Raw genomic sequence first — 25,444 nt, 5'->3', positions numbered from 1 at the left:
TTGTTAAGGATTAGCCTTATCCGTTAACTCCAGCACCCCACCGGATATTTCCGCACTCTTATTCAGTCCTGGCGCGCCCATAGCCCACAGAGCGCATACGCACTCCGGCAACTGCCGCATACCAACGCACACTCGTATCATGTTGGCGCAGCGAATCCCACAACGATCTGGCTAATATGCGATCTTTACGCGAAGCCCCCTGATTCCATGCGCGAATTGCCGCCATAATCTGGGAGATTTCCCCTGATTCCACTGCCGCAAGAACCGCAGTATCCCGACGGTTCAAAGGGCGCCATACGTCAGGATCAATCTCGCGCAACTGGCGAGTAAAATCCGCCAGCCAACATATATCGTCAGGCGCCCACATCGCTTCGCTATCGCGCTGAACCGCTATGCCGACGATATGCACTCGGGCAATTTTTACTGCAAGCGCATGGATCTGCTCTGCCCCCAATACCTGAACAGCAGGCTCATCAAAAAGATCCCGACACGGCTGACCGAGAACAGCTACCGGACGCGGGGTGAAGGTTACCCGCCGTTGCGCGTCTCGCCCTACCACATACGCGGGGTCATTCCAGTAATAGGACAGGGATAACCCCGCCGTCCACAACTGCGTGCTAACTCGAATATCCTCGCCGGTAGGATAGCGATTCCCAAAACGTAACTGCGGATCTGCCAGAATATCCCGACGATAAATCCCCAACGGCGCAGTGCGATAAAACAGGCGATCGCGCACCGCTTCCAGATTCCGACGCCGCACCGTCACAGGCTTGATCTGGTTACTTTTCGCAAACTGATACCGTAGCGGGGCAATAATCCCATCCGCCCGATCCGAGCGTGCGCGGCGAAGCATAGCTGATAGCGCCCCGTCGGCATACCAGTCATCCGATCCCATAATGCCCACCCAGGGCGCATCACCAGCAGCAATACCCGCATCGAAAGCCGCTCCTGGGCGTTCAACATCCCCAGATAGCGGCACAACCCGCACCCGTTCCCCATCTGGAATATCCAGCAAGGTCGGATCAATATTGTGCGCCACAACGATCGCGCGCGCCCCCGAAGCCGCCAACACGGAATTCACAGCCCGCCGAATCGGGCGAGTTGCGTCATGAACCGGAATAACGATTTCCGTCGTAATGCCCATCGCGCTCCTTATTCCTTCTTGCTGGCGTATTGCCCATGACGGGTGGCACATACACTGTTATCTATCCCTGCTTATATCATTCGCTACAGCGATTACTCATTAAGGCCTGGATCGCCTTCACCTAATAGGCCAGCGAGCGCAGCCTGGCGAGCAAAGGCCGGTGCCGCCCGCACAACGTCATGGAAACTTCCACTGGTGACGATTGCCCCTCGATCCATAAAGAACAGCACATCGCAATCCTTTACTGTGGACAATCGGTGCGCAATAGAGATCATCGTCATCTCTCCTCGCAAATGCGAGATAGCTTTTGCTACTTCTGCTTCCGTCTCTGTATCGAGTGCCGAGGTCGCTTCATCCAAAATCAGAATATCTGGATCAGAGTACAGCGCCCGAGCAATGCCGAGGCGTTGACGCTGCCCACCCGATAACCCGATACCGCGCTCCCCAATAGGGGCATCTAAACCGCCGGGGCGCGCCAGAGTCGTCTGCCACATTTGGGCTTTCTTCAGGCACGCAATAACTTTTTCCCGATCAATCTCACCCTTCCAGGTTAAAGCCACATTCTGGGCGATTGTGCCGTCAAATAGTGCAACATCTTGCGGCACATACCCAATGCGCGAGCGCCAGTCAGCCATTACATCGTCAATATCTTGCCCATCAATCCGGATTGTGCCCTGCTGTGGTTCTAGCAAGCCGAGTATCACATCCACGAGGGTGGATTTACCCGATCCAGATTCCCCGACGAAAGCCACCGAGCTGCCCATCTGGATACGCATAGAGATATTCTCAATAGCGGGATCAGTGCGATTCGGATAGGTAAAAGAGACGCCATCGAGAACCAACTCTCGCGGCTCGTGCGCCAAAGGCTGCTTACCAGCCACCTTTGCCCGCGCCATATACCGCTGCGCATCGGCAATATCACCCAAGATTGCCGCCACCTGCGAGGCATTGGAGTTCATCAGGTTCACCGTCGTTTGGAAAAACACCAAGGACGGAATTAACCGAATCGCAGCCACTGCAAACAGCACCACTGCATTAATAGCGCTATCAATATCACCCGTCACCAGCATCTGTGCGCCGCCGATGACGAGTAACCCGCCAATCAGAGCGAAATCCATAATGAAACGCGGCACCGAGCCGAGGAACTGAATATTGGCTCGCGCGCGCGTGGCACGGAATCGTGACTCCTGCACAACGCCAGCCACTTCCGCGAACTTATCCCGCAAAGTGACCTCTTTTAAGGCCCCCACCATATCCGTCATTAAACCGGCAGCCTTAAAGGAGTAGCGTTTGTTTACTTTTCCTGCTTCGAGTGTGCGCGGAGACAACAAAAAGTAGATAAGCATGGCAATGACCCCTAAATACAGCAGGGTCACCAGGGCCGTCACTGGCTGGGCAACCAGCAAAATGACGATCACTGCCGCAGCCGACACCAGCATCGCCGGCAAGCTCATGAAAGGAAGTAATAATCCCGCATTAATCGCCGCAACTCCCACGTCAGCCATTCGTACCAACTCTGAGGTAGATCGACCCAAACGTTCGACCCACGGCGCGCCAAGATACGCGTCAAAAAGCTGCTCACCTAAACGCATTTCAAAACTGGCAAATTTGCGGGTGGCAAACCATTGCTGCACCAAACACAACAGAGCTTTTACCAAAATGACGGCGGAAATCACCACGATGACCCAGACGTATGCATCCGGCCCGAACTCCCATTTCAGCATCGGGACGACGATTGGCTCCCGATTCATAATGTAGGTAACTGAAAAGGCTAAAGCCATCAGCGCTGCAATATCCATCACGTTGAGCACTGAGGCGATAATCATGTAGACCACCATGTAGCGTGAGGCCCCAGCCGGCAGATAGGGTAAGGCACGTTTAAGGTTAAGATAACCGTCTTTCATCTGTCGTCGCTTTCCGCCGTCTGTTCATTACAGAAAAGGTCGCCCTCACGTTATTATCGCAGCCTCGCTGCGAGATCATACACATCGTATATCACCCACATGAGAGGGATTTGCTCTTGGCTGAGCAGAATCATCACATTCCATCTTATGTGCGAGCGCCATGCCGCTGTAGCGAGCCGCAGTTAGACTCGCTATCCTTGGGAAAGATGAGATTTCCTGCCGCTACGAGCACTCGCCGTTGAGAGGACTGCCATGCGTATTGCCATTGTCAGCCGTATTTTCGCGCCGGAAACCTCTGCTGCCTCTTTTCGGCTAGAAGCCTTAGCTGAATATCTCCACGAATCCGGTCATGACGTTGAGGTCATTACGGTTCGCCCACCTCGCGGCATGGAAACAACTGATTCAAACGTCGGATATCGGGTGCGGCGAGCCCCCGTTTTACGGGACGCCCAGCATTATGTTCGCGGATACCTGCCATATCTTTCTTTTGACATTCCAATGTTTTTCCGCCTTATCACATCGCGACGATTTGACGCGGTTATCGTGGAACCGCCACCAACAACCGGATTTTTTGCCCGCCTTGGTTGCCTGCTGCAGCGCACCCCATACGCCTACTATGCTGCAGATATTTGGTCCGATGCTGCCGCACAAACTGGTGCACCTCGAATCGTCTGCCAGGTAGTACGCAGTATTGAACGCTTCGCCTGGCGGGGTGCCGCCCTCGTTTTCGCCGTCTCCCCTGGGGTTGCACAACGGCTCGCAGAATTAGGCATCACCGAGCGTGTGTCGATGATTGGAAATGGCGTCAACGTCAGGCAATTCTGCGCCGGATTACGCCCCTGGGAAGCCCTGGAATCATCTGCTACGACTGCCAGCACCCCAGCTCCTATCGAGTTCGTCTATGCCGGAACGGCCTCCGAATGGCATGGCGCAGAAATCTTCGTCACGGCGTTCGCCCGATTCCTACGCGGAGTACCGACGCAGGATCAGTTACCGGCACGACTGCGATTTATTGGTGGCGGCGCCCATATTGACACGATCCGCCAGCGCGCTGAGGAACTCGGTATCAGCTCACAGGTCACCATCGAGCCAACCCGTCCGGCCCGTGAATGTGCCCCGATCTTGCAAGGCGCTACCGCCGCGCTGGCTTCAGTACGCCCCGGGGCTGGATACGATTTCGCTTTTGCCACCAAGCTCTACTCGGGCGCAGTGTGCGGCGCGCCGCTGCTATATGCCGGCATTGGAGTGGGGCGAGAATTTGTGGAAACACGTGTCGCTAACCACCCCATCGGATACGGGGTGGAATACGACGCCGACGCAATCGCTCAGGCAATGCACGAACTGGCAGCCCTACCTATCAATGCCTCTAGGCGTCGCGCAGTATCACAATGGGCTGCCCAGAACCTGTCCTTAACTCAGGTGGCTCGTCGGGCAGCCCATGATCTGATTACTCGAATCTCGGCTAAGAGTGAGCGCTGAACACAGCATATTTCGCGCATACGATCTGCTCGTCGCTCGCCCGTTTTCGTTTATCGAGTTTTCGTATCCAGCTATTGAGGTTCTATAGCGCGATTGCCTTTCCGTTTTCTCGCGCCGAATCTAATATGGCCTGAATAACCTGCATTGTTTCCAAGGCTTCGCGCATGGTGACGTGTTCGGAGGCTTTACCTAAAATCGCATCGCGGAAATGCTCATGTTCAACGGCAAGCGGCTCGCGCTTATTCAGCGCGTATCGAACAACTTCCCCTTCGGAAACTCCACGGAACGTCTTGAGTTGATCCCATCCGAGCGGCGCGGCAGCATTCTCGTAGAACGTCAGATCGCCCATCACCGTTTCGGCAACCAATGCGCCCTTTTCCCCGAGAACAACCGTCTGCCGTTCTTTGTATGGGGTTAGCCAGTTGACGAGGTGGTTGACTAAAACACCATTTTCTAACCGACCCGAGGCACACACCAGATCCTCGTACTCTCGCTCAGCTCGGCATGCGGTCTGTGCGGAAATCGTCTGATATTTCGATCCTGCCACCCAGGCGGTCAAATCCACATCGTGAGTGGCGAGATCTTTGACGACTCCTACGTCGGCAATCCGTGCCGGAAATGGTGACTGGCGGCGCGTCGTGATCTGATACACCTTACCTAATTGCCCCTCGGCAATCCGTCGGCGCATCTCCAACAGGGCTGGATTACAACGCTCCACATACCCCACTGCCCCAATTAACCCAGCGGATTCAAAGGCATCAACAAGAGCTTTACCCTCTTCAATGGTTGAAGCTAAAGGCTTTTCCACCATCGTATGAACGCCTGCCGCTGCCAGCTTTAAGGCAACCTCGGCGTGCTGCCCCGTGGGCACAGCCACCATTGCCGCGTCAATCCCCACTGCGATCATGGATTCGACGTCTGGTAAAACCTCTAAATCCCCCGCAACGTTGAACTTATCACCGTAGGGATCTGCGACCGCGACTAATTGTGCGCCCTCCATCGCCCGAATATTTCGAGCGTGATGACGCCCCATCGAGCCAAGACCGATCAGACCATAGCGCAAGGTCATAACTACGCACCAGCCTTTGCCAGCGCGTTAACTGCCCTGACGATACGCTCAAGATCGTCTTGGCTGAGCGAAGGATGAACCGGCAAAGAAATAACATGCTGGGCGGCCGTTTCAGTGTGCGGCAGCTCCAACCCAGGCGCATACGGGGCAAGCGATGGCAGGCGATGGTTCGGAATGGGATAGTAGACGCCACAGCCGACCTTATACTCCTCACGCAAGGCTGCCGCGAAACCATCGCGATCGTCCTCCACCCGAATGGTGTACTGGTGATAGACGTGTACCGCTCCCTCAGCAACCGCCGGAGTGATAACCCCGTCAAGGTTCTGCGTCAAGAACTCGGCATTGCGCTGGCGCTGATGCGTCCATCCGGAAAGTTTACCGAGCTGAACACGCCCAATTGCGGCGTGGATATTCGTCATTCGGTTATTCAGCCCCACAAGCTCATTTTGGTATTGCGTTTCCATACCTTGATTGCGCAGCAGACGACAACGACGGGCAACATCGGTATCAGCGGTGGAGATCATGCCACCTTCACCGGAGGTCATATTCTTCGTCGGATACAGCGAGAAAGCGGCAAACGTTCCAAAGGTACCCACCATTTCCCCATGCAGGCTAGCTCCATGAGCTTGGGCCGCGTCTTCAAAAATCATCAGCCCATACTCGTCGGCGATCTGCCGAATCTCCGTCATATTTGCCGGATGCCCATATAAATGCACCGGCATAATGGCTTTCGTTCGCTCCGTAATCGATTCGCGAATAGAGCGCGGATCCAGACAATAGTGATCCAATTCAATGTCGGCAAAGACGGGACGTGCGCCGGTGAGTGCCACCGAATTTCCCGTCGCTGCAAAGGTAAAAGAGGGGACGATTACTTCGTCACCTGCCCCAATACCGGCAGCAAGTAAGCCGATATGGAGCGCCGACGTTCCAGAATTGACGGCAATAACGTCCGCTCCGGGAGTGAGCTGCGTAGCGAATTCCTCCTCAAAGGCAGCCACTTGCTCGCCTTGCGCCAACATTCCAGAGGCTAATACAGCATCGACTGCTTGCCGTTCTTCCTCGCCAATAATGGGCTTTGCAGCCGGAATCATCTGGAGATCCATTATTCTGTTACCTTTCGAATTGTTTGACCGGAGCGCTCGTATATATCTCCAGTATGCGGGCAACGCAGTGTGCCGTCAGATTGTTCCTCTAGTTTCACTCCGGCATGACCGACCCATCCGAGATGTTTAGCCGGCACTCCCGCGACAAGTTCATGTGGAAGGACGTCCCGCGTCACAACTGATCCGGCGGCAACCAGCGCCCACTGCCCGATACGCACGGGAGCGACGCACACCGACCGAGCACCAATAGCTGCTCCGCTTTCAATCGTCACGCCAACTTGTTCCCAGTCGCTTGCGGATTTAATTGACCCGTCAGGATTAATCGCTCGCGGGTAGTGATCGTTCGTCAACACCACAGCCGGACCGATGAACACCCCATCGGCTAGTTGGGCTGGCTCATAAACTAAGGCGTAATTCTGAATCTTGCAGTTATCGCCAATATGGACGCCTTCGCCAATATACGCACCGCGACCGACGATACAGTTACGGCCAAGCTGCGCGTGCTCCCGCACCTGAGCTAAATGCCAGATAGCTGAGCCATCACCGATAACAGCTTGCTCGGAGACATCCGCAGAATCAACGATTCGTGGCCCTTGCCCCATAGGTTTCCTTCCATGCCATGATCGGACAAACCTTATGACATAATATAGTGCATGAATAGCGGGACTTTTCGGGACCTTTCACAGGTGAGTTGGCTCGTTATTCCGCTCTACAACGAGGCTCAAGTAATCGGCGATGTGGTCCGTGCAGCTCGGCATATTTTCCCTAATATCGTGTGCGTCAATGACGGTTCACGCGACGCCAGTGCCCAACGCGCCCGACAAGCTGGAGCTATTGTGATTGACCACCCCATCAATCTGGGGCAAGGGGCCGCTCTGCAGACGGGAATCACCTGGCTGTTGACGTACACCGATGCCCGCTACCTCGTCACTTTTGATGCTGACGGGCAACACCGCACCTCCGATGCGCAACGCATGGTGGAACGTGCAGATCGCGAACAGCTTGGTTTCGTCCTTGGTTCACGTTTTCTGACCGACACCCACCAAGCAGGTTTTATCAAGAAAAGCGTCTTAACTACCGCCGCGCGGGTGACGCGCTGGCGCACCGGCATGAATCTTAGTGACGCCCACAACGGGCTGCGGGTCTTACGCCGCGATGTGGCCGCCCAGCTTCATCTCACAATGCATCGCATGGCTCACGCTTCGCAGATCATTCACCAGCTTGCCCGAATTGATGTGCCCTGGGCAGAAGAAGCCGTTACTATCGATTACACGGATTATTCTCGCGCTAAAGGTCAAAGCCTTCTCAACGGAGTCAACATCATAACCGACATGCTGTTCGCGCCAAATGAAAGTCGATAAATGCTTATAAAGATCATCTTGATCACTGTTGTTCTTATCGTTTGTATTCCTCTTATCCGCGGCACACAAACGACGAGAAATGTTGCACTACGGCGGCTGTTACTGTTGGTATTCGTATTGCTGGCCGTCATTTCTATTATTTATCCGCAAATTATGACCAGCGTTGCCCAATTCTTAGGGGTTGGGCGCGGGACGGATCTACTCCTGTATTTGCTGGTCATCGCGTTTTTGTCATATTCCGTCGTGTCATTCCGACGGGTCAATATCTTAGAAAACCGGATCGTTGATCTCTCCCGCGAACTTGCTATTGCCCGCACGCATCCGCACACGCTGACGCGCGAGGGGCAATTCCACGTCGATCCTGACCCTGCGCATGCCGTCTTACATGGAGCTGCTCCGCAGGGGACGCTAGCAGTAGACGTCGTGACTGTCGAACACGATAATTCGACGAACCAGGTTGATATGGATGCCGATCCAGTCCCAACCGACTACCCTGAGATTCCAGGACACCATCTGCAGAACCCTGAAACAGAAAAGGAACGCTCATGAAAGTTCTTGTAACCGGCGGCGCTGGCTTTATTGGCGCAAACTTCGTCCATACCACGGTATCCACCCGTCCAGAGGCCGAGGTTGTCGTCGTGGATAAAATTGGATACGCCGGAAATCCGGATTCCATTGCTGGTTTGGATCGCGTCACGCTCGTTGAAGGCGATATTTCCGAGCCGGATGTTATTGATCCACTGGTAGCTGAGGCTGACGTTATCGTCCACTTCGCTGCTGAGTCGCACAACGATAACTCCCTGCGTGACCCGTGGCCCTTCATACAATCCAACCTTATCGGTACATACCGGATTTTGGAGGCTGTGCGTAAGTATGGCGGGCGGTTGCACCATATTTCGACCGACGAGGTTTACGGCGATCTGGAACTCGGCGAGGATCGTAAATTCCAAGTGGGCGATCCGTATATCCCCTCCTCGCCATATTCGGCCTCAAAAGCTGGTTCAGATCATCTCGTTCACGCCTGGGTTCGCTCTTTCGGCGTGCAGGCAACGATCTCGAACTGCTCCAATAACTATGGGCCCTACCAGCACATCGAGAAGTTCATCCCGCGCACGATCACTAATTTGATTGACGGAATCAAACCGCGCGTGTACGGCACGGGCGAACAGGTTCGCGATTGGATTCACGTGCTCGATCACAACACCGCTGTTTGGGATATTGTCGAGCGCGGGCGTATCGGCCAGACCTACCTCATTGGAGCTAATGGCGAACTGACGAACCTGCAGGTTACCCAGATGATCTTGGAAGAATTTGGGTACTCGCCCGACGATTTCGAGCATGTTGCCGACCGCCCTGGTCACGATCAGCGTTATGCCATCGATAACTCCTTGCTCGTTAGCGAGCTGGGCTGGCAGCCGCGCTTCACTGATTTCCGCGATGGTCTGCGCGATACGATCGCCTGGTACCGCGAGAATGAATCCTGGTGGCGCCCGCAGAAAGAAGCTGTCGAAGCAAAGTACCGCGAGGCAGGCCACTGATATGACGCATGACGTTGCGGGGCTCGTGGTCACCTACCAGCCCACTGAGCACACCGCAGCGCTCCTGCGCGCCTTGCGCGCACAAGTTGGCGGGCTCGTCGTCATTGACAACGGTTCTCGCAATCGCGAGCAACTGGAGGCAGTGTGCGTCGAGCTCGACGCACACCTCATTGCTTTACCGGAAAATACCGGCATCGCGCATGCTCAAAATCTCGGGATTTTGTGGGCGCGCGATGCCGGTTACCGATATGTCATTTTATTCGACCAGGATTCCCTGCCGGCGGCCGATATGGTTACGCGCTTACGTCAGCACTTACGCAGCCATCCGCACGCAGCCGCCTGCGGGCCGTATATTCGCGAAGATAAACCTGGCGGCGATGAGCTCGTCTACGTTTCTCGTCGTCTTGGCCCTCGCCGCGCTCGTGCCGAGGAACTCGCGGCTAGCTCAATCGATGCTGCCTTCCTATTAGCCTCTGGCTGTTTGATTGATATTCGAGCTGCTCTCGATATTGGCCCGATGAATGAGTCGTATTTTATCGACCATGTCGATCTGGAGTGGTGCCTGCGAGCGCAGCGGCGCGGCTACCATACAATCGTCGATACTAATGCCCATCTGCAACATAGCCTCGGCGAGGAAACCGTGATGTTGCCAGGGCGAAACCAGCCCGTCCATATTCATTCCCCGGTGCGCTGCTACTATCTCATGCGCAACACCATTTTTCTTATCCGCTCCGATTTCTTATCCTGGCCGTGGCGCATGGGATACGTCATTTTTATGGCAAAGTACAGCGCATTTAATGCTCTTTTGGCAGATCAGCGTCGGGAGCGCACTCGTTGCCTGATACGTGGGTTGCGCGATGGTCTGCTTGGGCGTGGCGGGCGTTACCCAAATCAGAAATAGCCTCTCCCGATCAGAGGTAGTTGCTATCGGGAGGGCATATACAGATCTACCGGTCGCATCATCTTTGCTCATGGTCTCTCCGACCGTGCTCTCGCCTTGGCACTTTCTCGGCTACGGAAAACCCTAATCAGCACAACGGCAGCTCAGAGATTACCTGCAGTAATTGGCGCGAACCCGCGACTATCCCTCACCGCTATCCGCTACCAGCCCTACGAGCAGCCCATATTTTCTTCGGATGCCGTATCGCTGCACGTGTCATCAACCAGTTTTCTCTACCGCTATCGTCCTGGCGAGCCAATGCCCTCGATTCGCACCCTCGCAGCCACTCGTATCCTCCACATATTTTACTCGCCCGAATAACGCCCGCCGTCAGCGCTTCTTCTGCCCAATATTCCACGCCAGCTCCCCGCGCTCGGCTCGCAGCTCTCGCCAATCCACGCTTCGCTGGCGTTTCACACCGGCGCATGCCACTTAACCAATGACGCTGCCGCTCCAAAACACACCGCATAACTATTGCCGTGCTGCGCATAGCCGCGCCACTATGACCCGGAGAGCGACGGAACACCTGGCAAATATTTTTGTTAAGCGAAAAGTACGCCCCACGGCATAAGCTGAACCGTATCCTCCACATACCCGCCTACCGCCGAGCTCCACGATCGCTTTACTCTTAACGCGGTTGCTTTCGCATCAATACGTGGGGTTCTGCCCGCTTACCGTGAGCGGTTGTTACCAGGATCTTCCTGCGATTGATGCCGACGAGCAGCGCGAATATGCAGCGATCGGCGAGCATTCAAACCCGTACGCAAGGCTGCACGCAACGGAGCATGCGCACGGCGGGCATACACTTTCGATAGATAGGTGTATGCCGAGTCATGGTGGGCGCGAATCATCGGCTCCGGGTGATCTCGCCACGAGACGCTCTGATCGTGAGTGATCGTCGCGTCGTGTACATAAATCGATTCCCACCCGTGGCGGCGCATATCCTCGCCCAACATGGTGTCCTCGAAGAACATAAAGAAATCCGTATCAAATCCGCCGATCTGCTCAAAAGCCAGGCGGCGAATGAGCAGGCACGCACCCGATAGCCAATCCACCGCATGAGTCGCATCCACTGCACCATGCGAACGATAGCTTTTCGACCAGGGATTTCCTGGCCAAACTCGCCCTAGCACCGCATGCCCCGTACCCGAAATCAAACGCGGAAAATGCCGGATCGACGGGTAAATCTCACCTTCAGGCGTCAAAATTTTGGGCCCCAACACCCCCGCGCGCGGGTAAAACTGGCTAGCCGCAAGCATCGCTGCAATCGCATCCTCAGCGAATACCACATCAGGATTGACGACGAGGATCCACTCTGCCTGACAGCCACGCGCACCGAGGTTGACAGCACGACCAAAACCTAAATTCTCCCCAGCATTAATGACCTGGCAGCCACGACGTTCCAACTCATCACAGTATTCGTTGCTATCACCATTGTTGACAATAATGATTTCTACCGATAACTGCGCCGATCCACATGCCGCTGGCACTGACTCACACATGGTCACCAGTTCTGGCCCTGGATTAAAGGCCACCGTCACGAGCCGAATCTGCACAGCGCACCCCATCACATTCAATGAATAATCGCAACAACCCCTAGCAGTATATCGACAAACGTTAATCGCAACGCACTCCTACCTTGCTTCTCACCCCTGAGCGATAGGGCAACTAAGATCGAGGGTATGACCAAAAATGCAGCCTCTGCACGATCACATCGCGCCGTCCGTCACGGTCACGCCGCGCGGCGCCCACGTCGATTCCTGCGCATCTTTCTCTTATGCGTCTTAGCGGTGACGTTGAGCGTCGGAACAGCAGTAGGCATGCTGTATCACGGTCTGCAATCATCTATCACTGAACATCAAGTGGAATCATATCTAACCAGCAGTGAACGCCCCACGGTTGCTGCTCCATCCGATCAGCAAGCGGGCAAACCGCTAAATATTTTGCTGCTCGGTTCCGATGTGCGCGAAGGTGCTGCCGATATTGACGGTGCTGGTGCGGCTGGCGAAGTATCAGGCATGCGCTCCGATACCGCAATGATTATGCATATTTCTGCAAACCGCTCCCGAGTCGATATCGTGTCTATTCCGCGCGACACCCTGGTAGATATTCCCTCATGTACCTTACCCAACGGGAAAGTAACCTCCCCGCAGTATGACACCATGTTCAATGCCGCATTCGCTATCGGCGGGCAAAGCGATGACGTCGGCGCTGCCGCGGCCTGCACGATCCGCACGGTGGAAAAACTGACGAACGTATTTATCGACGGCTTTATTGTCGTCAATTTTGCTACCTTCAAACAGGTTGTCAACACCCTCGGCGGAGTCGATATGTGTTTCTCAGAAGATCTGCATGATGACGCTGCCGGGCTGGATTTAAGCAAGGGCTGCCACACCCTCAACGGGGATCAGGCGCTTGCGATTGCTCGCGCACGTAAAGAAATCGGCAATGGCTCTGATCTGCAACGCATTACCCGTCAGCATCAGCTCCTCGAAGCGATTGCGAAAAAAGTTTTTGATATGAATTTAGCTTCTGACCTGCCGAGTTTGTACCGCGTTCTGCACAACGTCACAGAGAATCTCGATACTTCCGACGGCATGGGAGATATTACTTTCCTCGGTGGTTTGCTATATTCGCTGCGCGGGCTAAAGATTGACGATCTCAACTTCATCACTATGCCGTATGGGCCAGCAGCAGATGGCAACCGAGTTGCACCGACGCCAGAAGCGGAAAAAGTTTGGCAGGCCCTCGCCCAAGATAAGCCGCTTCCTGAAACAACAGATATTAACGGGCAAAGCCCAATTATTAACGGCACAGAAGCCGAGCTGAATGAGTTTACTCAGTCTATCGGTAGCACCTTGAAAGAGCCGCGATGAATCAGCCTCCATCTTTTGAGCCCCGTAAACGTCGACCACGACCATCCGGTGATGGCGCTCAATCCGTGGGGCGTCAAGATTCACCGCGCCAGGATTCACCGAACGCTTCTGCGCCTGTCTCTCGCCCTCAGCCTCCAGCTTCTCGACGCTCAGCGTCATCTGCCTCGGCGGGCACCGGCTCACATGGCTCGTCTCTTTTCTCACGCTCAGGGCGCTCACAGCACCCCAACCGCTCAGAGCGCTCCGCAGACCATCCCCAATCGCAGGCAAATTCAGTCTCTTCTCCGCGCATAATAGGCACAAACCTGCCGCGCAATAACGCCGCGCGCAGTCATACGCGGGCGCAATCCCAACAAGCCCAACCGCCTGTTATCCGTTCTGCACGCGATCCACACGGCACTGGAGATCCTGCCCGTTTCCATCGCAATGATTCGCGCGGGAATGAACAGAGCGCACCTCGCGTCTCACGCGATAATGGCGCTATGCGTTCGCAGAGCAGCTCGCAGCGATTCGAGAATCCCGCCCAGAATCAGCGCCCGCAAAGCCCGATCCGTCGGTCTATGTTATCTGGTCAGCGTTCAGGTGTTTCCTCCTCCAGCACGCCGGAGCATACTGCAGTGTACCGACGCTCAGATCTTCCTACGAGTCAACCCCCATCTTTCACTCCACAGGGGCGCAATAATTCAGCGCCTTCGTCTTCCTCAGCCTATCCGCCGGCCTATTCACCAGAAAATCCTCCCCGCGCTATCCCCCCGCGCACCTCTCCCTTTAGGCACAGCGGGGCGGCAAGCGGAAGCTACGCACACTCACAAGCCGGCAGCACACCCGTCAGCTATCCACCGTCGCATAATGCTCACGGGCCAGCTTCAGGAGCCGCGCTATTCTCCTCTACTTCACCTGATTTTTCGGAATCCAACCCCGATCACAGTGCACCACAGCCGGTACGCCCACGGCCTCGTCGCCGATTCCGGGCTCTTAAGATCACGCTGACGGTTCTTCTCGTATTCGTCATTGCAACCGTTAGCTGGGGAATCTATCTGTACCGCTACGGTAACTCACATCTACATCACGTTGCCGCGCTATCAAACGCACCAGATACCCCGGGAACAACGTATCTCATCGCTGGATCAGATCAGCGCGATGCCGCTGTCAATGATGGCACAACTGGCATGCGGGCCGATACGATCATGCTTTTGCATAAGCCCGAATCTGGTCCGACGGTTCTCGTCTCGTTGCCACGTGACACCCTCGTCACCTATGCCGATTCGCAGGATATGGGCAAACTGAATGCCGCGTATGCCTATGGCGGTCCTGAATATTTGGTCAAGACGGTCGAATCCTTAACCGGATTGACAATTGACCATTTCATTTTGATCGGCATGGACGGCGTATCCTCCCTGGCGGATTCCGTCGGAGGAATCAATCTGTGCTTAGATTACGACGTTAATGACGAGCTTTCTGGTTTGCAGTGGTCGGCTGGATGCCATGACGCAGACGGAAAAACTGCACTGGCGTTCTCACGTATGCGCTACTCTGATCCGCTCGGGGATATTGGCCGCAATCAACGTCAACGCCAAGTGGTTGCCAAAATTATTGACGCCGCGCTCTCTCCTGGGCTGTTCTTCAATCCTGGAAAGCAACGCGAGCTTGTGGGGGCTGCCGCGGGCGTCCTGACAGTGGATAATGACGCTTCACTTATGACCGTTGCAAAAGCGGGGCTTGCACTGCGCGAGGCTATTGGCCCCGATGGTTTATCTGGCGCTCCTCCGATTGCTGATCTGTCGTACGTGTTAAGCAATGGGCAATCCACAGTGCTTCTCGCTCCACAGGCAGAACAATTCTGGGCAGATGTTCGCGATGGAACAGTTCGCGCTGACGAATTCGCGTCCTTTTAATCTGCGCTGATTCTGCTTATGCCTCGGTTCACATTGCGTCTTTCACGTCTGGCGCGCGGGCAAACTAACCGCCAATGGCTGTGGGAGTTCACCCAGTTCTGCCTTATTGGATTGGGCAGCTATGTGGTCGATGTTGGACTGTTCAACCTATTGGCATATTCGCATCGGATACACCTACCCGGCGATCCTCCGATGACCGCAAAGACGATCTCCGTCATCATATCGATCATCTTCTCCTGGCTGGCGAACCGCGCCTGGACGTTCCGATCCCGCTCCGATAAACCGGCACACACAGAGTTCGCTTTGTTTTTCCTCGTCAATATTGCCGGCTTACTCATTGCGCTCGGATGTTTGGCAGTGTCTCGCTATGTTCTCCACCTGACAACGCCACTTGCTGACAATATCTCTGCCAATATTGTCGGATTGTTTTTCGGAACGATCTTTCGGTATCTGTGTTATCGCTACCTGATATTCACTAAGCGCCTTGCCCGATAATCCGCTGGGAGCACGCAGACCAGTTTCGGCATGCCAGTATGATCGGCACATTCGCATTTTTGCTTCAGCTTTGCCACGTTTTCCTAAGCGACTATCGCTGTGACTCACTATCACGCTCACGAGCAACATTCAGTGGCTTTTATCACCGGTATGGCTTGCGGCACCCGTCTATTTCACCTATCAGCTTGTGAAAATGGAGCGCTTCTTCACCAGCCGTAAATAGCTCCGGCTGGCTGCCTCTGTTGCACAGTAGCGAGTATTCCTTCGTGGTTATTCCGCTAGCGTCGGGTGCGCCGCGCTCCCACCGTCAGCACTGCGCCCTGCGGCAAAATGCGATCTGGGTCGAATGAGATGGGCACCGCCGCCACAGTCAGAGTGAATTCTGCTGGGGTGCGGCGCGTCAATTCCAGACGACCACCATCAATCTCAGCGAGTTCTCGGGCTACTGCAAGACCAATTCCGGTTGATCCGCCCGTAGAGTATCCCTTTTCAAAAATGTCTTCGTCTTGCTCTGCGTCAATGCCGCGACCTTCATCGCTGACTTTGAGCATGGCGGTCTTTCCTGCGCGCAATGCCCGCACGGTAGTTGTTCCGTCCCCGTATTTCAAGGAATTTTCGATCAATGTGGCAAGGATTTGGGCGAGTGATCCGGGCGTTGCCAGTACTGCCCCTACGTCTGCCGCATCGAATACCAGGTTGCGCCCGGCACGGCTAAAGGCTTTCTTCCATTCATCGTCTTGACGGGCGAATAGCCGGCTGACGGAGACTGCCTCGGTTGTGCCGCCTGCTTCTGACTGCGAGGTTGCCATCAGTTCGTCAACGACGCCGGTGAGCCGGTCTATCTGCTCTAAGCTCTTGTGAACTTCCTCTGCAATTGCTGGGTCATCACTTAGGTATTCAATCTCTTCGATTCGCATTGACAGGGCCGCCAGGGGTGTGCGCAACTGGTGGGCGGCATCGGCAGCAAATTGGCGTTCTGCTGCAAGACGCCCGGCCATACGTTCTGCCGTTCGGGAGATCTCCGCGTTCACCAGGTCAATTTCTTCAATCCCAGATTTTTTAATGTGTGGGCGCACTTTTCCTGCGCCCAGTTGTTCGGCAGCGGCAGCGAGATATATCAGCGGTGCCGAGATTTTCCGAGATTGCCGCAGCGCCACGAGCACACCTACCGCAAAAGCTAAGGTGATTAGCCCTAATGCCATTATTCCCATCCACACCATTGAGCGTATGAGTACGGCACGGGGTAAGGCGACGCAGACAACTGCTCCGGTTGCACTGAATACTTCTGCATGTAGCGATTGTTCTCCGGGGTTTTCACCGGAAACTACGACCACAGTATCTGGGTATTCGACTTCGATATACAGGTCTTCTCGGCTTTGCTCTGTCATACGGTCGAGCAGACGAGCGGTGATATGGGTCTGTTCTTTATCAAGCCGATCGACGACACTGGCAACAGAGATAGCCCGATCGTTGAGTTCTGATTGCGTCTGATGCCAACTGAGTGACATTGCAAATATTGCGCCGGGAATCCCCAGAATAAGTACCGCCACGGCTACTGCCGTTGTGGTCATGACGATTGCCCGCCGACGCACTGCTGCCTACACCTCGAAACGGAATCCCATCCCGCGCACTGTGGTGATGTAGTGCGGGGCGTTGACGTCATCGCCGAGTTTGCGACGCAGCCAGGAGATATGCATATCCAATTTCTTCGTGGAGGTATCAGATTCTGTGTCCCATACTTGACGCATGAGCTGTTCTCGGCTGACGACGCTGCCAGCTTCGCGCAGTAGGGCCGTCAATAACTCAAATTCCTTGCCCGTTAATTGCAGTTCGTTTCCTCCAGCGTAGGCGCGATGCGCGTCAATATCGACGGATACGTCTTGGGCGGTGAGAATCTGTGAGTCTCCTTCTTGGGTTCGGGAGCGCCGCAGCAGGGCCCGCACGCGGGCAAGTAATTCAGCGAGCCTAAATGGTTTCGTCACGTAATCGTCAGCGCCGGCATCGAGCCCGACGACCATATCTACTTCTTCTGAACGTGCAGTCAGGATGAGAATCGGAAAGGTTTTTCCTTCTGCCCGCGCGGCACGGGCAACATCTAGGCCGTCCATATCCGGTAATCCGAGATCAAGCACGACGAGATCAACCGGGTTGCTCATCGCCTCGCGCGCCGCTTGGCCAGTTTCAACTGGCTGTACTTCGTAGCCTTCTCGGGAAAATGCCCGCACAAGCGGGGCCGAGATTGCATAGTCATCTTCGACAAGGAGAATTTTGGTCACGCTGCTGCCTCACTTTCCGCTACTAACAACCATGGTAGTCAATGATTCTCTGTGGCAAAAGTAAGGAAAGAGTTATCTCTAGCCAGTTTCCGAGAAAAATCAGCCGGTGCGCAAGATGGCAAGTGCTGCATCCTTCTTCGCGTGGATGCGTTTTCGATAGCTTTAGCTATTCCTCTTTGGCGACGTAGAGCCGCGCCGATTCAATGTAGCCGATTCCTTGTAATTCTGCCGCGACGAATTCGACGATTTGGTATTTGTGCGGGTTTAGCTCTCGTAGTGCCTCAGCCGTCCCGCGATCAACCAGAATTGCTCCTTCAGGGGCAACAGAGCACAGCCGAGAGGCCAGATTGACGTTTGGCCCAAAGACGTCACCGAATCTCGATACGATCCCGCCCCACACCAATGATGCGCGCACTTCGGGCATATTCGGGGTACTGTGCAGTGCATCGACGATCCCTGAGACGACTTCTGCTCCGGTGGCAAGATCGTCAGCGATATAGAGTACGGCGTCTCCTACCATTTTGACTACTCGTGCCCCCAAGGAGGATATGACGTCGCGGCAGGTAAATTCGAAGGTCTGAATGAAATCGACGAGTTGGTGGGGAGAAAGCTGCCCAGAACGATCAGTGAAGGAAACCAGATCGACAAATCCTAGGGCACGGGTCAACGGCATAGTATCTGAATCGACGCGCATATCTTCCAGTTCAACTTCAGAGCGACGTACAAAGGCGGCCAGGTGCCGTCGCCAGGCATATTTCATCTGGTAGATGAGGAATTCTTCGTATTCGTCGATATGATCGAGCACCCAGTAGCGAGCGGCAACCTCATCGAGGTCGTAGCGCGATTCTGCGTCCTCTACTAAGGCTTCGTACTGCCAGAGCACCAATCGATCAGCGAGATGGGATTGGGCGCGGATGAGCGAGTTTTGGGTATCCTCGTCCATCTTTTCTTCATTGACCATCTCCTGATGGGCACGCATGACGTCAATGTCGTATTCGGTAAATTGCCGCGTATCAATGTTTTGGATGTACGGAAATCCCATGGCACGCCAAAATCTGCGCGTGGCGTCGGTATCCATACCTGTTAGCTCTGCCGCCTCACGCAGGTGATATTTTGCCGGGCCGCCCAGTAGGCGATTCACATGGCGTTCGACGGTGGTTGGTTGCGCCGACGCAGCGAATTCATCCTCTCCACAGCCCGATTCTGTTGTGTTCTGGGTCACAGTAATACCTTAATGCTTTGTCGTCTTGTTTCCAAGAGCAAATACGAAGCAATTTTTTATATGACGATCTGGGATTTTACCACTTTCCATACAGCTCGTCAGGGCATTATCACTCACTTATCATCCTTATGACCAGCTCATTTACTAAAATGACGGCCTGCGCCCACAGATAGCTCCCACTACGGCACCCTTGTAAACCCGTCTTATCTATTCCGCTTCCAATCTGGCGCACCTAAGCACATCCGCCTCCCTTGCTATCCGCTTCACTTAGAGCACCCAACATGAGCGTAAACACCCAATACCCACGCCCCTTTGGCTGCCTGCAAACACCGCACTACACTGGCAATATGACAACAGTATCTCGCGCTCAAACGCCAATTGATGAATGTGCTAACCAGTACGTAGAAACTCTGACTACGATCTCCCCCGAACTCGTCACCTCCCTCGGTCGCGGTAGCGCCGACGAAGGAACATTCTCGGATCTTTCCCCCGCTGGCTTACAAAAAGACAACGACGTATATCGCGACACCCTCGCCCGCCTCAGCGCGCTCGATCCGGTTGACGAGATTGACCGCGTTACCAAAGCCGCATTAACCGAGGACCTGGAATACCAGATTTCCCAATACGAACATGGCGAAATTGGTGAAATCAACGTCATCGCTACCCCGCTACAAGGCTGCCAAGAGATATTTGACATGATGGGCGACGAAACCCTTGAGGATTGGCAGCTCATCGCCCGCCGCCTGGGCAACATCGGCCCAGCGTTAAGCGGATGGCAAGAAACCCTTATTGAACGGCGCGAACACGGCCCCAAACAAGCGCGCAAACAAGTAGAGCTCGCAATTTCCCAAGCCGAAGGCAAAGCCAGCGACAGCTCCGCATTGGCCAGCTTAGCCGCCCGAGGGGCTAAGAAGTTCCCTCAATTGGCGGAGGAACTAGAAACAAACTCTCGTCAGGCTCAAGCCGCCTACGGCTCACTGGCCGAGTTTTTGCGCACCGAGATCCTCCCCAGCGCCGTCGAATCCGAGGCTTTCGGATATGAACGCTACGCGCCCCGACTCTACTCATTCACCGGCGCACACGTTGACCTTGACGAAACCTACGAATGGGGTATCGGCGAGCTTGAGCGCATTATCCACGCCCAAGAAGCTATCGTGCGTGACCTATACGGACCTGACGTCAGCATCCCCGAAGCAATGAAGCGGCTTGACGCCGATCCTAACCGGCAAATTCACGGAACGGAGGCGCTGACCCGCTGGATGCAGGAAACCTCCGACCAGGCAATCCGCGATCTCAATGGCACCCATTTTGACATTCCTACCGAACTGCAAAAACTTGAGTGCCTGATCGCTCCCTCCGGAACTGGAGCAATCTACTACACCGGACCTTCCGATGATTTCTCGCGCCCAGGGCGCATGTGGTGGTCCGTCCCAGACGGCACGGAGGTATTCCACACCTGGCAAGAAAAGACGACCGTCTATCACGAAGGGGTCCCTGGGCATCACCTGCAGCTTGGCATGGCCACCTATATTCGCGACAGCCTCAATGATTGGCGTCGCCTCCTGTGCTGGAACTCCGGTCACGGCGAAGGATGGGCACTCTATGCTGAAGGTCTAATGGCTGAGCTGGGCTATCACAGCGATCCTGGTGACTATCTCGGCGTACTAGACGGGGAACGCTTGCGTGCAACTCGCGTCGTTCTCGATATCGGAGTGCATCTGGAAAAGCCTGCCCCTGCTGGTTATGAGCATATTAATCCGACGTGGAACCGCGACGTAGCTTGGGAATTCCTCAAGGATAACGTAGCGATGGACCACTCCTTCCTCAGCTTCGAATTGAATCGGTATCTCGGCTGGGCCGGGCAGGCTCCCGCCTACAAGATCGGGCATCGGCTGTGGAAGCAACTGCGCGCCGAAGCGGAAAAGAAGCCTGGATTCAACCTGAAAGATTGGCACATGTCTGCCCTGCGCGTGGGATCTGTTGGTCTGGATATTTTGCGCGACACCTTAAACCGCGCCTAAATATTCATCCAACCGTACAACGGCTCGTGGGACGGGGCATATTCCCACGAGCCATCCACCACTCCCGACAGCAGCAACACAATTGGCGGTAATCACTTCGGATTCTCTGTAGTCCGACGAGTTAGACGGGTAGGTGGCTGTCTGTTTGACTACAGCCACCTACCCGAGAGTAACCGCCCCGGAACAGGTAACTGGAATTAACACATGGTCACATCTGAACAGCTAGCCGAAGCCACTCACGAAGCGAGCAATACCCCTCCCTATCGGTTATTGCTCGCCTCGGCCTCACCCGCACGGCGCGCAACCCTGCGCGCCGCCGGCATGACTCCCCTCGTCCACGTTTCCAACGTGGACGAGGAGACCATCATCAACTCGCTACCCACACCCCACCACGCGGCGGAGGTCGTTTGCACGCTCGCTAGCGCCAAAGCTCGCGAGGTCTACCAAACATTGACGGCAACCCCAGAGCTCGCCGAGGAGCTACCCGGCGCCCGTGTCGTCCTCGGATGCGATTCGATGTTCGACATGGATGGGCAGATCGTCGGCAAGCCTGCCACGGCGCTCATTGCCCGCGAGCGCCTGCGGGCAATGAGCGGGCGCAGCGGCGTACTCTACACTGGGCACTGCCTCATCGACATTCCCAGTGGCACGACCGTTCAGGGCGTCTCCCAATGCACCGTCCACATCGGCACACTCAGCGATGTGGAAATTGAGGCCTACATTGCCAGCGGCGAACCCTTACGAGTCGCCGGATCATTCACCATTGACGGGCTAGGCGGCCCCTTTATTGACCGACTCGAAGGAGATCACCACGGGGTCGTTGGGATTTCGCTCCCCCTGCTGCGCTCCTTACTCACCGAGCTAGGATATTCCATCCTAGATTTTTGGGATAACCGCGCCTACTACCTCCCCTAACGCATACAGCAAACTATGCCGCCTCGCGCCGCCAGCAGCACACCGCTCCACAGGCTCATATCGCCAGCGATGGCGCGGCTACCTGCAGGTAACAACCACATATGTAAACGGTGGCTGTGCAATCGGCAATGATATTGCACAGCCACCGTTTACGTTATGCCACGTTGTGACGCGTCAGCGACTAGACGATGTAATCCATATCCTCTTCAAACTGACGCCCCTGCTTGGAGCGTTCCTGCATAGAGATCCAATCTCGGCTCGCCTTGCCCACATACACCTGCCGCGGGCGACCGATCTTCTGTGCCGGATCGAGAATCAGCTCGCGATACTGTGCAATCCAGCCAGGCAGACGCCCCAGGGCAAACAACGGGGTGAACATCTTTGTGGGGAAGCCCATTGCCTTGTAGAGCAATCCCGTATAGAAATCCACGTTCGGATAGAGGCGGCGCTCAACAAAGTAGGAATCCTCCAGTGCGACCTGCTCCAACTCACGAGCCATATCAAATAGCTCCGAATCGCCTTTGAGCTTGCCTAGGATATCGTCTGCCAAGCCCTTAACGATCTTCGCCCGCGGATCATAATTCTTGTAAACGCGATGACCGAAGCCCATCAGTTTCACGTCATTCGTCTTATCCTTAACCTGGCGAACGAACTCTTTAATACTGATTCCCGATTCACGCACATGATCAAGCATGAGCAAGACAGCCTCGTTCGCGCCACCATGCAAGGGGCCAGATAGTGCGCCTACACCAGCGGCAACCGAGGCGTAGATTGAGGCCCGCGAGGAACCGACCAGACGAACAGTGGAGGTAGAACAGTTTTGCTCATGATCCGCATGCAAAATAAGTAGCTTATCGAGCGCATTGACGATGGTCGGATCAACGTCGTGACTCTGATACGGCAACCCGAAAGTCATACGCAAGAAATCTTCCGTATAGGACTTCGTCGTATCTGGATATAGTAGCGGAAGCCCGGTTGCCCGCTTAGAGATGTAGGCAATCATCGTCGGCACTTTAGCCATCAACAGCACGGAGGCCAGATCTCGCTGCTCGCCGTCGTTCGGATCGAGAGTGTCCTGATAGTAGGTTCCTAAACCAGCGATACCGGCTTGCAGAATCGACATCGGATGACCAGACGAGGGGAAGGCAGTGAAGAAACTGCGGAAATCCTCATGGAGAAGCGTGTGCTTTTTGATCCGACGAATAAAGGCGGACAGTGATCCCGCGTCAGGTAACTCGCCGTAAATCAGCAGATAGGCCACTTCCAGGAAAGAACATTTCTCTGCAAGCTGTTCGATTGGGTAGCCACGGTAGCGCAGCACACCCGCGTCCCCGTCAATATAAGTAATTTCAGAGGTACATGAAGCAGTGTTGGTGAAGCCCGGATCGAGGGTTACGGTTCCCGTCTGGCCCAACATCGTGTTGATCTTAAAACCGTCATTGCCTTCTACTGCACGGACGCGTTCGAGTTCAAGATCAGTGCCGTCAATATGCAAAGTCGCGTTTTCAGACATCGGCGTCTCCTTTTCGCGCTATTTCTCCACATGCCACCGGCAGATATGGAGAGTAAATATCCAGTGTCAGCCATATCGCGAGTGCGAATGACAAACTCTCTTAGAATCAAGATATATCTAAATTGCGTTTTGCAAAAGGTGTGAAAGCAAATTCAGTCGTTCAGCTGCTCGCGCAATATCCATATCACTGGCCGTTAACGACATCCGAACCCAGCTACGACCAGCATCACCATAGAAATGACCTGGGGCGACGACAATACCTAATTGAGCACACGCACGCACAATATCCCAGCCGTCACACGCCCAATCCGCCTGAGCCACACGCGCCCACACATACAGACCCGCCACCGAATCTGGATCATGACGCAATCCCGCTTCCGGCATCGCCTGCAAAAGCACCTCACGACGGCGACGATACCGCTCTCGCTGCACCCGCACATGCTCATCATCGGCGAGCGCCACCGCCATCGCCTGCTGTACCGGCGTTGGCATCATAAAACCCAAATGCTTGCGCAACTCGATAACGCCCGCAACAAGCTGTGAATCACCGGCCATAAACGCGGCTCGATACCCCGCAAGATTCGACTGCTTCGATAACGAATACAGCATCAGTAACTGGCTCGGATCACCGCCACAGACCTCGTCCGCCAAAAGCGAGGGAGAATAGGGCACATCCCAACACAACTCGGCATAGCACTCATCGCTGGCAATAATCACCCCATTGGCACGCGCCCAAGCAACAATTGCCCGCAGTTGCGCCACATCAAGCACATGCCCACTCGGATTCGAAGGAGAGTTCACCCATAGGAGCGCGAGATCCGTCGGCCAACTCGCCGGATCTGCTTCCGTATCGACAATCACCGGCTCACAGCCAGCTAGCCGCGCACCAACCTCATAGGTCGGATACGCAATTGCCGGAATACCGATACGGCTGCCCACAGCAATACCCAACAGCGCTGGCAGTAGCCCCACCAGCTCTTTCGAACCCAGGGTGGGGATAACGCCCACTGAGCTGGTAATACCGCGCCGACGAGCCAGCCACCGAATAATCTCTTCGCGCAGGCGTTCAATCCCGATAGCCGGCGGATACCCAGGGGCGTTGCTTGCTTGAGCCAATACCTGCTGAATCATTGCCGGGGTATCGTCAACTGGAGTGCCAATCGTTAAATCGACGACCCCCTCGGGATAACGGGCTGCCTGGCGTCGAACCTCAGCCAGGGTATCCCACGGGAAATCCGGCACATTATCTGGATAAAACGTCATAGCACACTCACCGGCAACCCCGCAGAATCAGCCGTTCTCTACTACTGCTTATTAATATCTTTAGGCAAAGCCTCGATAAATGGATGATCGCGCTCAATTGGCCCAGAAATCATAGAGCCACCCGGCGATCCCAGATCAGTGAAGAATTCCTCGTTGACCTGGTGGTACACCGACCATTCTTTCGGCAAATCATCCTCAAAATAGATTGCCTCCACCGGACATTCCGGCTCGCACGCCCCGCAATCCACACATTCATCAGGATGGATATATAAACTGCGCAGACCCTCGTAAATACAATCCACTGGACACGCATCCACACAAGCCCGATCCTTCACATCAACACAGGGCTGGGCGATGATGTACGTCATAAGAACCTTCCTTTGTTTGCCGCACCATCAAAATCTGGCTAGCTATTTTTCTTCCTTGCTGC

The 25,444-nt window shown here is 55.0% G+C and carries 22 protein-coding genes; 10 read left to right on the top strand and 12 right to left on the bottom strand.

The annotated features are described in order from the left end of the window. Positions 1 to 58 precede the first annotated feature (58 nt). Entirely contained in the window at positions 59 to 1,144 is a 1,086-nt protein-coding gene (locus ACLHIJ_RS01910) for a glycosyltransferase family 2 protein (protein ID WP_411295831.1), read from the bottom strand. Positions 1,145 to 1,236: 92 nt separating this feature from the next. Continuing rightward, positions 1,237 to 3,048, bottom strand: a complete 1,812-nt coding sequence (locus ACLHIJ_RS01905) for an ABC transporter ATP-binding protein (RefSeq protein ID WP_411295832.1) — start codon at positions 3,046 to 3,048, stop codon at positions 1,237 to 1,239. Between the two features lie 252 nt (positions 3,049 to 3,300). Here ACLHIJ_RS01905 and ACLHIJ_RS01900 point away from each other — a divergent pair, with 252 nt between their 5' ends. Further along, positions 3,301 to 4,527, top strand: a complete 1,227-nt coding sequence (locus ACLHIJ_RS01900; RefSeq protein WP_411295833.1) for a glycosyltransferase family 4 protein — start codon at positions 3,301 to 3,303, stop codon at positions 4,525 to 4,527. 82 nt (positions 4,528 to 4,609) lie between these two features. Here ACLHIJ_RS01900 and ACLHIJ_RS01895 read toward each other — a convergent pair whose 3' ends face one another. From ACLHIJ_RS01895 to ACLHIJ_RS01885, 3 genes are read right to left on the bottom strand one after another with little or no spacing between them, the layout of a single operon-like run. Then, positions 4,610 to 5,596, bottom strand: a complete 987-nt coding sequence (locus ACLHIJ_RS01895; protein ID WP_411295834.1) for a Gfo/Idh/MocA family protein — start codon at positions 5,594 to 5,596, stop codon at positions 4,610 to 4,612. 2 nt (positions 5,597 to 5,598) lie between these two features. Further along, entirely contained in the window at positions 5,599 to 6,699 is a 1,101-nt protein-coding gene (locus ACLHIJ_RS01890; RefSeq protein ID WP_411295835.1) for a DegT/DnrJ/EryC1/StrS family aminotransferase, read from the bottom strand. Beyond that, positions 6,699 to 7,301 (bottom strand): DapH/DapD/GlmU-related protein, encoded by a 603-nt coding sequence (locus tag ACLHIJ_RS01885; protein WP_411295836.1) that lies wholly within the window; start codon positions 7,299 to 7,301, stop codon positions 6,699 to 6,701. The genes ACLHIJ_RS01890 and ACLHIJ_RS01885 overlap by 1 nt, the downstream gene beginning before the upstream one ends. 51 nt (positions 7,302 to 7,352) lie before the next feature. Between ACLHIJ_RS01885 and ACLHIJ_RS01880 the strand changes: the two genes are divergently transcribed. Genes ACLHIJ_RS01880 through ACLHIJ_RS01865 form a run of 4 tightly spaced genes read left to right on the top strand, consistent with a single transcriptional unit; the run spans position 7,353 to position 10,499 of the window. After that, on the top strand, positions 7,353 to 8,060 hold the full coding sequence (locus tag ACLHIJ_RS01880) for a glycosyltransferase family 2 protein (protein WP_411295837.1): 708 nt from the start codon (positions 7,353 to 7,355) through the stop codon (positions 8,058 to 8,060). Beyond that, positions 8,061 to 8,609, top strand: a complete 549-nt coding sequence (locus ACLHIJ_RS01875; protein ID WP_411295838.1) for a DUF2304 domain-containing protein — start codon at positions 8,061 to 8,063, stop codon at positions 8,607 to 8,609. It begins immediately after the preceding gene. Continuing rightward, on the top strand, positions 8,606 to 9,598 hold the full coding sequence (rfbB, locus tag ACLHIJ_RS01870; protein WP_411295839.1) for a dTDP-glucose 4,6-dehydratase: 993 nt from the start codon (positions 8,606 to 8,608) through the stop codon (positions 9,596 to 9,598). The genes ACLHIJ_RS01875 and rfbB overlap by 4 nt, the downstream gene beginning before the upstream one ends. Before the next feature lies 1 nt (position 9,599). Next, the gene (locus tag ACLHIJ_RS01865) at positions 9,600 to 10,499 is read left to right on the top strand and encodes a glycosyltransferase family 2 protein (RefSeq protein ID WP_411298348.1); all 900 of its coding nucleotides are present in this window, start codon (positions 9,600 to 9,602) and stop codon (positions 10,497 to 10,499) included. 710 nt (positions 10,500 to 11,209) lie between these two features. On the opposite strand, the gene ACLHIJ_RS01860 is transcribed toward ACLHIJ_RS01865, so the two are convergent. Further along, a complete protein-coding gene (locus ACLHIJ_RS01860) occupies positions 11,210 to 12,094 on the bottom strand; it encodes a glycosyltransferase family 2 protein (RefSeq protein ID WP_411298347.1) in 885 nt (294 codons plus the stop codon). A 126-nt stretch (positions 12,095 to 12,220) separates the two neighbouring features. Here ACLHIJ_RS01860 and ACLHIJ_RS01855 point away from each other — a divergent pair, with 126 nt between their 5' ends. Genes ACLHIJ_RS01855 through ACLHIJ_RS01845 form a run of 3 tightly spaced genes read left to right on the top strand, consistent with a single transcriptional unit; the run spans position 12,221 to position 15,804 of the window. Further along, positions 12,221 to 13,414 (top strand): LCP family protein, encoded by a 1,194-nt coding sequence (locus ACLHIJ_RS01855; protein WP_411295842.1) that lies wholly within the window; start codon positions 12,221 to 12,223, stop codon positions 13,412 to 13,414. Next, positions 13,411 to 15,309: an LCP family protein gene (locus ACLHIJ_RS01850; protein ID WP_411298346.1), complete on the top strand. Its 1,899-nt coding sequence runs from the start codon at positions 13,411 to 13,413 to the stop codon at positions 15,307 to 15,309. Before ACLHIJ_RS01855 ends, ACLHIJ_RS01850 begins: the two co-directional genes overlap by 4 nt. A gap of 18 nt (positions 15,310 to 15,327) precedes the next feature. After that, positions 15,328 to 15,804: a GtrA family protein gene (locus ACLHIJ_RS01845; RefSeq protein ID WP_411295844.1), complete on the top strand. Its 477-nt coding sequence runs from the start codon at positions 15,328 to 15,330 to the stop codon at positions 15,802 to 15,804. Between the two features lie 278 nt (positions 15,805 to 16,082). On the opposite strand, the gene ACLHIJ_RS01840 is transcribed toward ACLHIJ_RS01845, so the two are convergent. The 3 genes from ACLHIJ_RS01840 to ACLHIJ_RS01830 all read right to left on the bottom strand — a co-directional run bounded on the left by ACLHIJ_RS01840 (position 16,083) and on the right by ACLHIJ_RS01830 (position 19,302). Then, positions 16,083 to 17,396, bottom strand: coding sequence for an ATP-binding protein (locus ACLHIJ_RS01840; RefSeq protein WP_411298345.1), 1,314 nt, complete (start codon positions 17,394 to 17,396; stop codon positions 16,083 to 16,085). Between the two features lie 6 nt (positions 17,397 to 17,402). Next, complete coding sequence (locus ACLHIJ_RS01835; RefSeq protein WP_411295846.1) at positions 17,403 to 18,080, bottom strand: response regulator transcription factor; 678 nt, start codon at positions 18,078 to 18,080, stop codon at positions 17,403 to 17,405. A 166-nt stretch (positions 18,081 to 18,246) separates the two neighbouring features. Then, positions 18,247 to 19,302 carry an adenylate/guanylate cyclase domain-containing protein gene (locus ACLHIJ_RS01830; RefSeq protein WP_411295847.1) on the bottom strand — a complete coding sequence of 352 codons (1,056 nt, stop codon included), beginning with the start codon at positions 19,300 to 19,302 and terminating at the stop codon, positions 18,247 to 18,249. 347 nt (positions 19,303 to 19,649) lie between these two features. Between ACLHIJ_RS01830 and ACLHIJ_RS01825 the strand changes: the two genes are divergently transcribed. Both ACLHIJ_RS01825 and ACLHIJ_RS01820 read left to right on the top strand, forming a co-directional pair. Beyond that, positions 19,650 to 21,323, top strand: a complete 1,674-nt coding sequence (locus ACLHIJ_RS01825) for a DUF885 domain-containing protein (RefSeq protein WP_411295848.1) — start codon at positions 19,650 to 19,652, stop codon at positions 21,321 to 21,323. 204 nt (positions 21,324 to 21,527) lie between these two features. Continuing rightward, positions 21,528 to 22,238, top strand: a complete 711-nt coding sequence (locus tag ACLHIJ_RS01820; protein WP_411295849.1) for a Maf family protein — start codon at positions 21,528 to 21,530, stop codon at positions 22,236 to 22,238. Positions 22,239 to 22,419: 181 nt separating this feature from the next. Here the strand turns inward: ACLHIJ_RS01820 and ACLHIJ_RS01815 are convergent, their stop codons facing one another. From ACLHIJ_RS01815 to fdxA, 3 genes are all read right to left on the bottom strand, one after another. Beyond that, entirely contained in the window at positions 22,420 to 23,751 is a 1,332-nt protein-coding gene (locus ACLHIJ_RS01815) for a citrate synthase (RefSeq protein ID WP_411295850.1), read from the bottom strand. Between the two features lie 117 nt (positions 23,752 to 23,868). Continuing rightward, the gene (dapC, locus tag ACLHIJ_RS01810; protein WP_411295851.1) at positions 23,869 to 25,014 is read right to left on the bottom strand and encodes a succinyldiaminopimelate transaminase; all 1,146 of its coding nucleotides are present in this window, start codon (positions 25,012 to 25,014) and stop codon (positions 23,869 to 23,871) included. Positions 25,015 to 25,055: 41 nt separating this feature from the next. Then, the gene (gene fdxA / locus ACLHIJ_RS01805) at positions 25,056 to 25,382 is read right to left on the bottom strand and encodes a ferredoxin (protein ID WP_411295852.1); all 327 of its coding nucleotides are present in this window, start codon (positions 25,380 to 25,382) and stop codon (positions 25,056 to 25,058) included. Between the last annotated feature and the right edge of the window lie 62 nt (positions 25,383 to 25,444).

Origin of the sequence: Trueperella sp. LYQ141 (assembly GCF_046599555.1) — a bacterium.
Lineage (GTDB): Bacteria > Actinomycetota > Actinomycetes > Actinomycetales > Actinomycetaceae > Trueperella.
This window is presented reverse-complemented; position numbering and strand designations above follow the sequence as displayed.

Coding starts and splice junctions, on each gene's coding strand:
- ACLHIJ_RS01890 (WP_411295835.1), bottom strand. CDS start 6,699: ATGGATCTCCAGATGATTCCGGCTGCAAAGCCCATTATTGGCGAGGAA.
- ACLHIJ_RS01880 (WP_411295837.1), top strand. CDS start 7,353: ATGAATAGCGGGACTTTTCGGGACCTTTCACAGGTGAGTTGGCTCGTT.
- ACLHIJ_RS01905 (WP_411295832.1), bottom strand. CDS start 3,048: ATGAAAGACGGTTATCTTAACCTTAAACGTGCCTTACCCTATCTGCCG.
- ACLHIJ_RS01825 (WP_411295848.1), top strand. CDS start 19,650: ATGACAACAGTATCTCGCGCTCAAACGCCAATTGATGAATGTGCTAAC.
- ACLHIJ_RS01815 (WP_411295850.1), bottom strand. CDS start 23,751: ATGTCTGAAAACGCGACTTTGCATATTGACGGCACTGATCTTGAACTC.
- ACLHIJ_RS01910 (WP_411295831.1), bottom strand. CDS start 1,144: ATGGGCATTACGACGGAAATCGTTATTCCGGTTCATGACGCAACTCGC.
- ACLHIJ_RS01845 (WP_411295844.1), top strand. CDS start 15,328: ATGCCTCGGTTCACATTGCGTCTTTCACGTCTGGCGCGCGGGCAAACT.
- dapC (WP_411295851.1), bottom strand. CDS start 25,014: ATGACGTTTTATCCAGATAATGTGCCGGATTTCCCGTGGGATACCCTG.
- ACLHIJ_RS01885 (WP_411295836.1), bottom strand. CDS start 7,301: ATGGGGCAAGGGCCACGAATCGTTGATTCTGCGGATGTCTCCGAGCAA.
- rfbB (WP_411295839.1), top strand. CDS start 8,606: ATGAAAGTTCTTGTAACCGGCGGCGCTGGCTTTATTGGCGCAAACTTC.
- ACLHIJ_RS01820 (WP_411295849.1), top strand. CDS start 21,528: ATGGTCACATCTGAACAGCTAGCCGAAGCCACTCACGAAGCGAGCAAT.
- ACLHIJ_RS01850 (WP_411298346.1), top strand. CDS start 13,411: ATGAATCAGCCTCCATCTTTTGAGCCCCGTAAACGTCGACCACGACCA.
- fdxA (WP_411295852.1), bottom strand. CDS start 25,382: ATGACGTACATCATCGCCCAGCCCTGTGTTGATGTGAAGGATCGGGCT.
- ACLHIJ_RS01855 (WP_411295842.1), top strand. CDS start 12,221: ATGACCAAAAATGCAGCCTCTGCACGATCACATCGCGCCGTCCGTCAC.
- ACLHIJ_RS01895 (WP_411295834.1), bottom strand. CDS start 5,596: ATGACCTTGCGCTATGGTCTGATCGGTCTTGGCTCGATGGGGCGTCAT.
- ACLHIJ_RS01875 (WP_411295838.1), top strand. CDS start 8,061: ATGCTTATAAAGATCATCTTGATCACTGTTGTTCTTATCGTTTGTATT.
- ACLHIJ_RS01900 (WP_411295833.1), top strand. CDS start 3,301: ATGCGTATTGCCATTGTCAGCCGTATTTTCGCGCCGGAAACCTCTGCT.
- ACLHIJ_RS01865 (WP_411298348.1), top strand. CDS start 9,600: ATGACGCATGACGTTGCGGGGCTCGTGGTCACCTACCAGCCCACTGAG.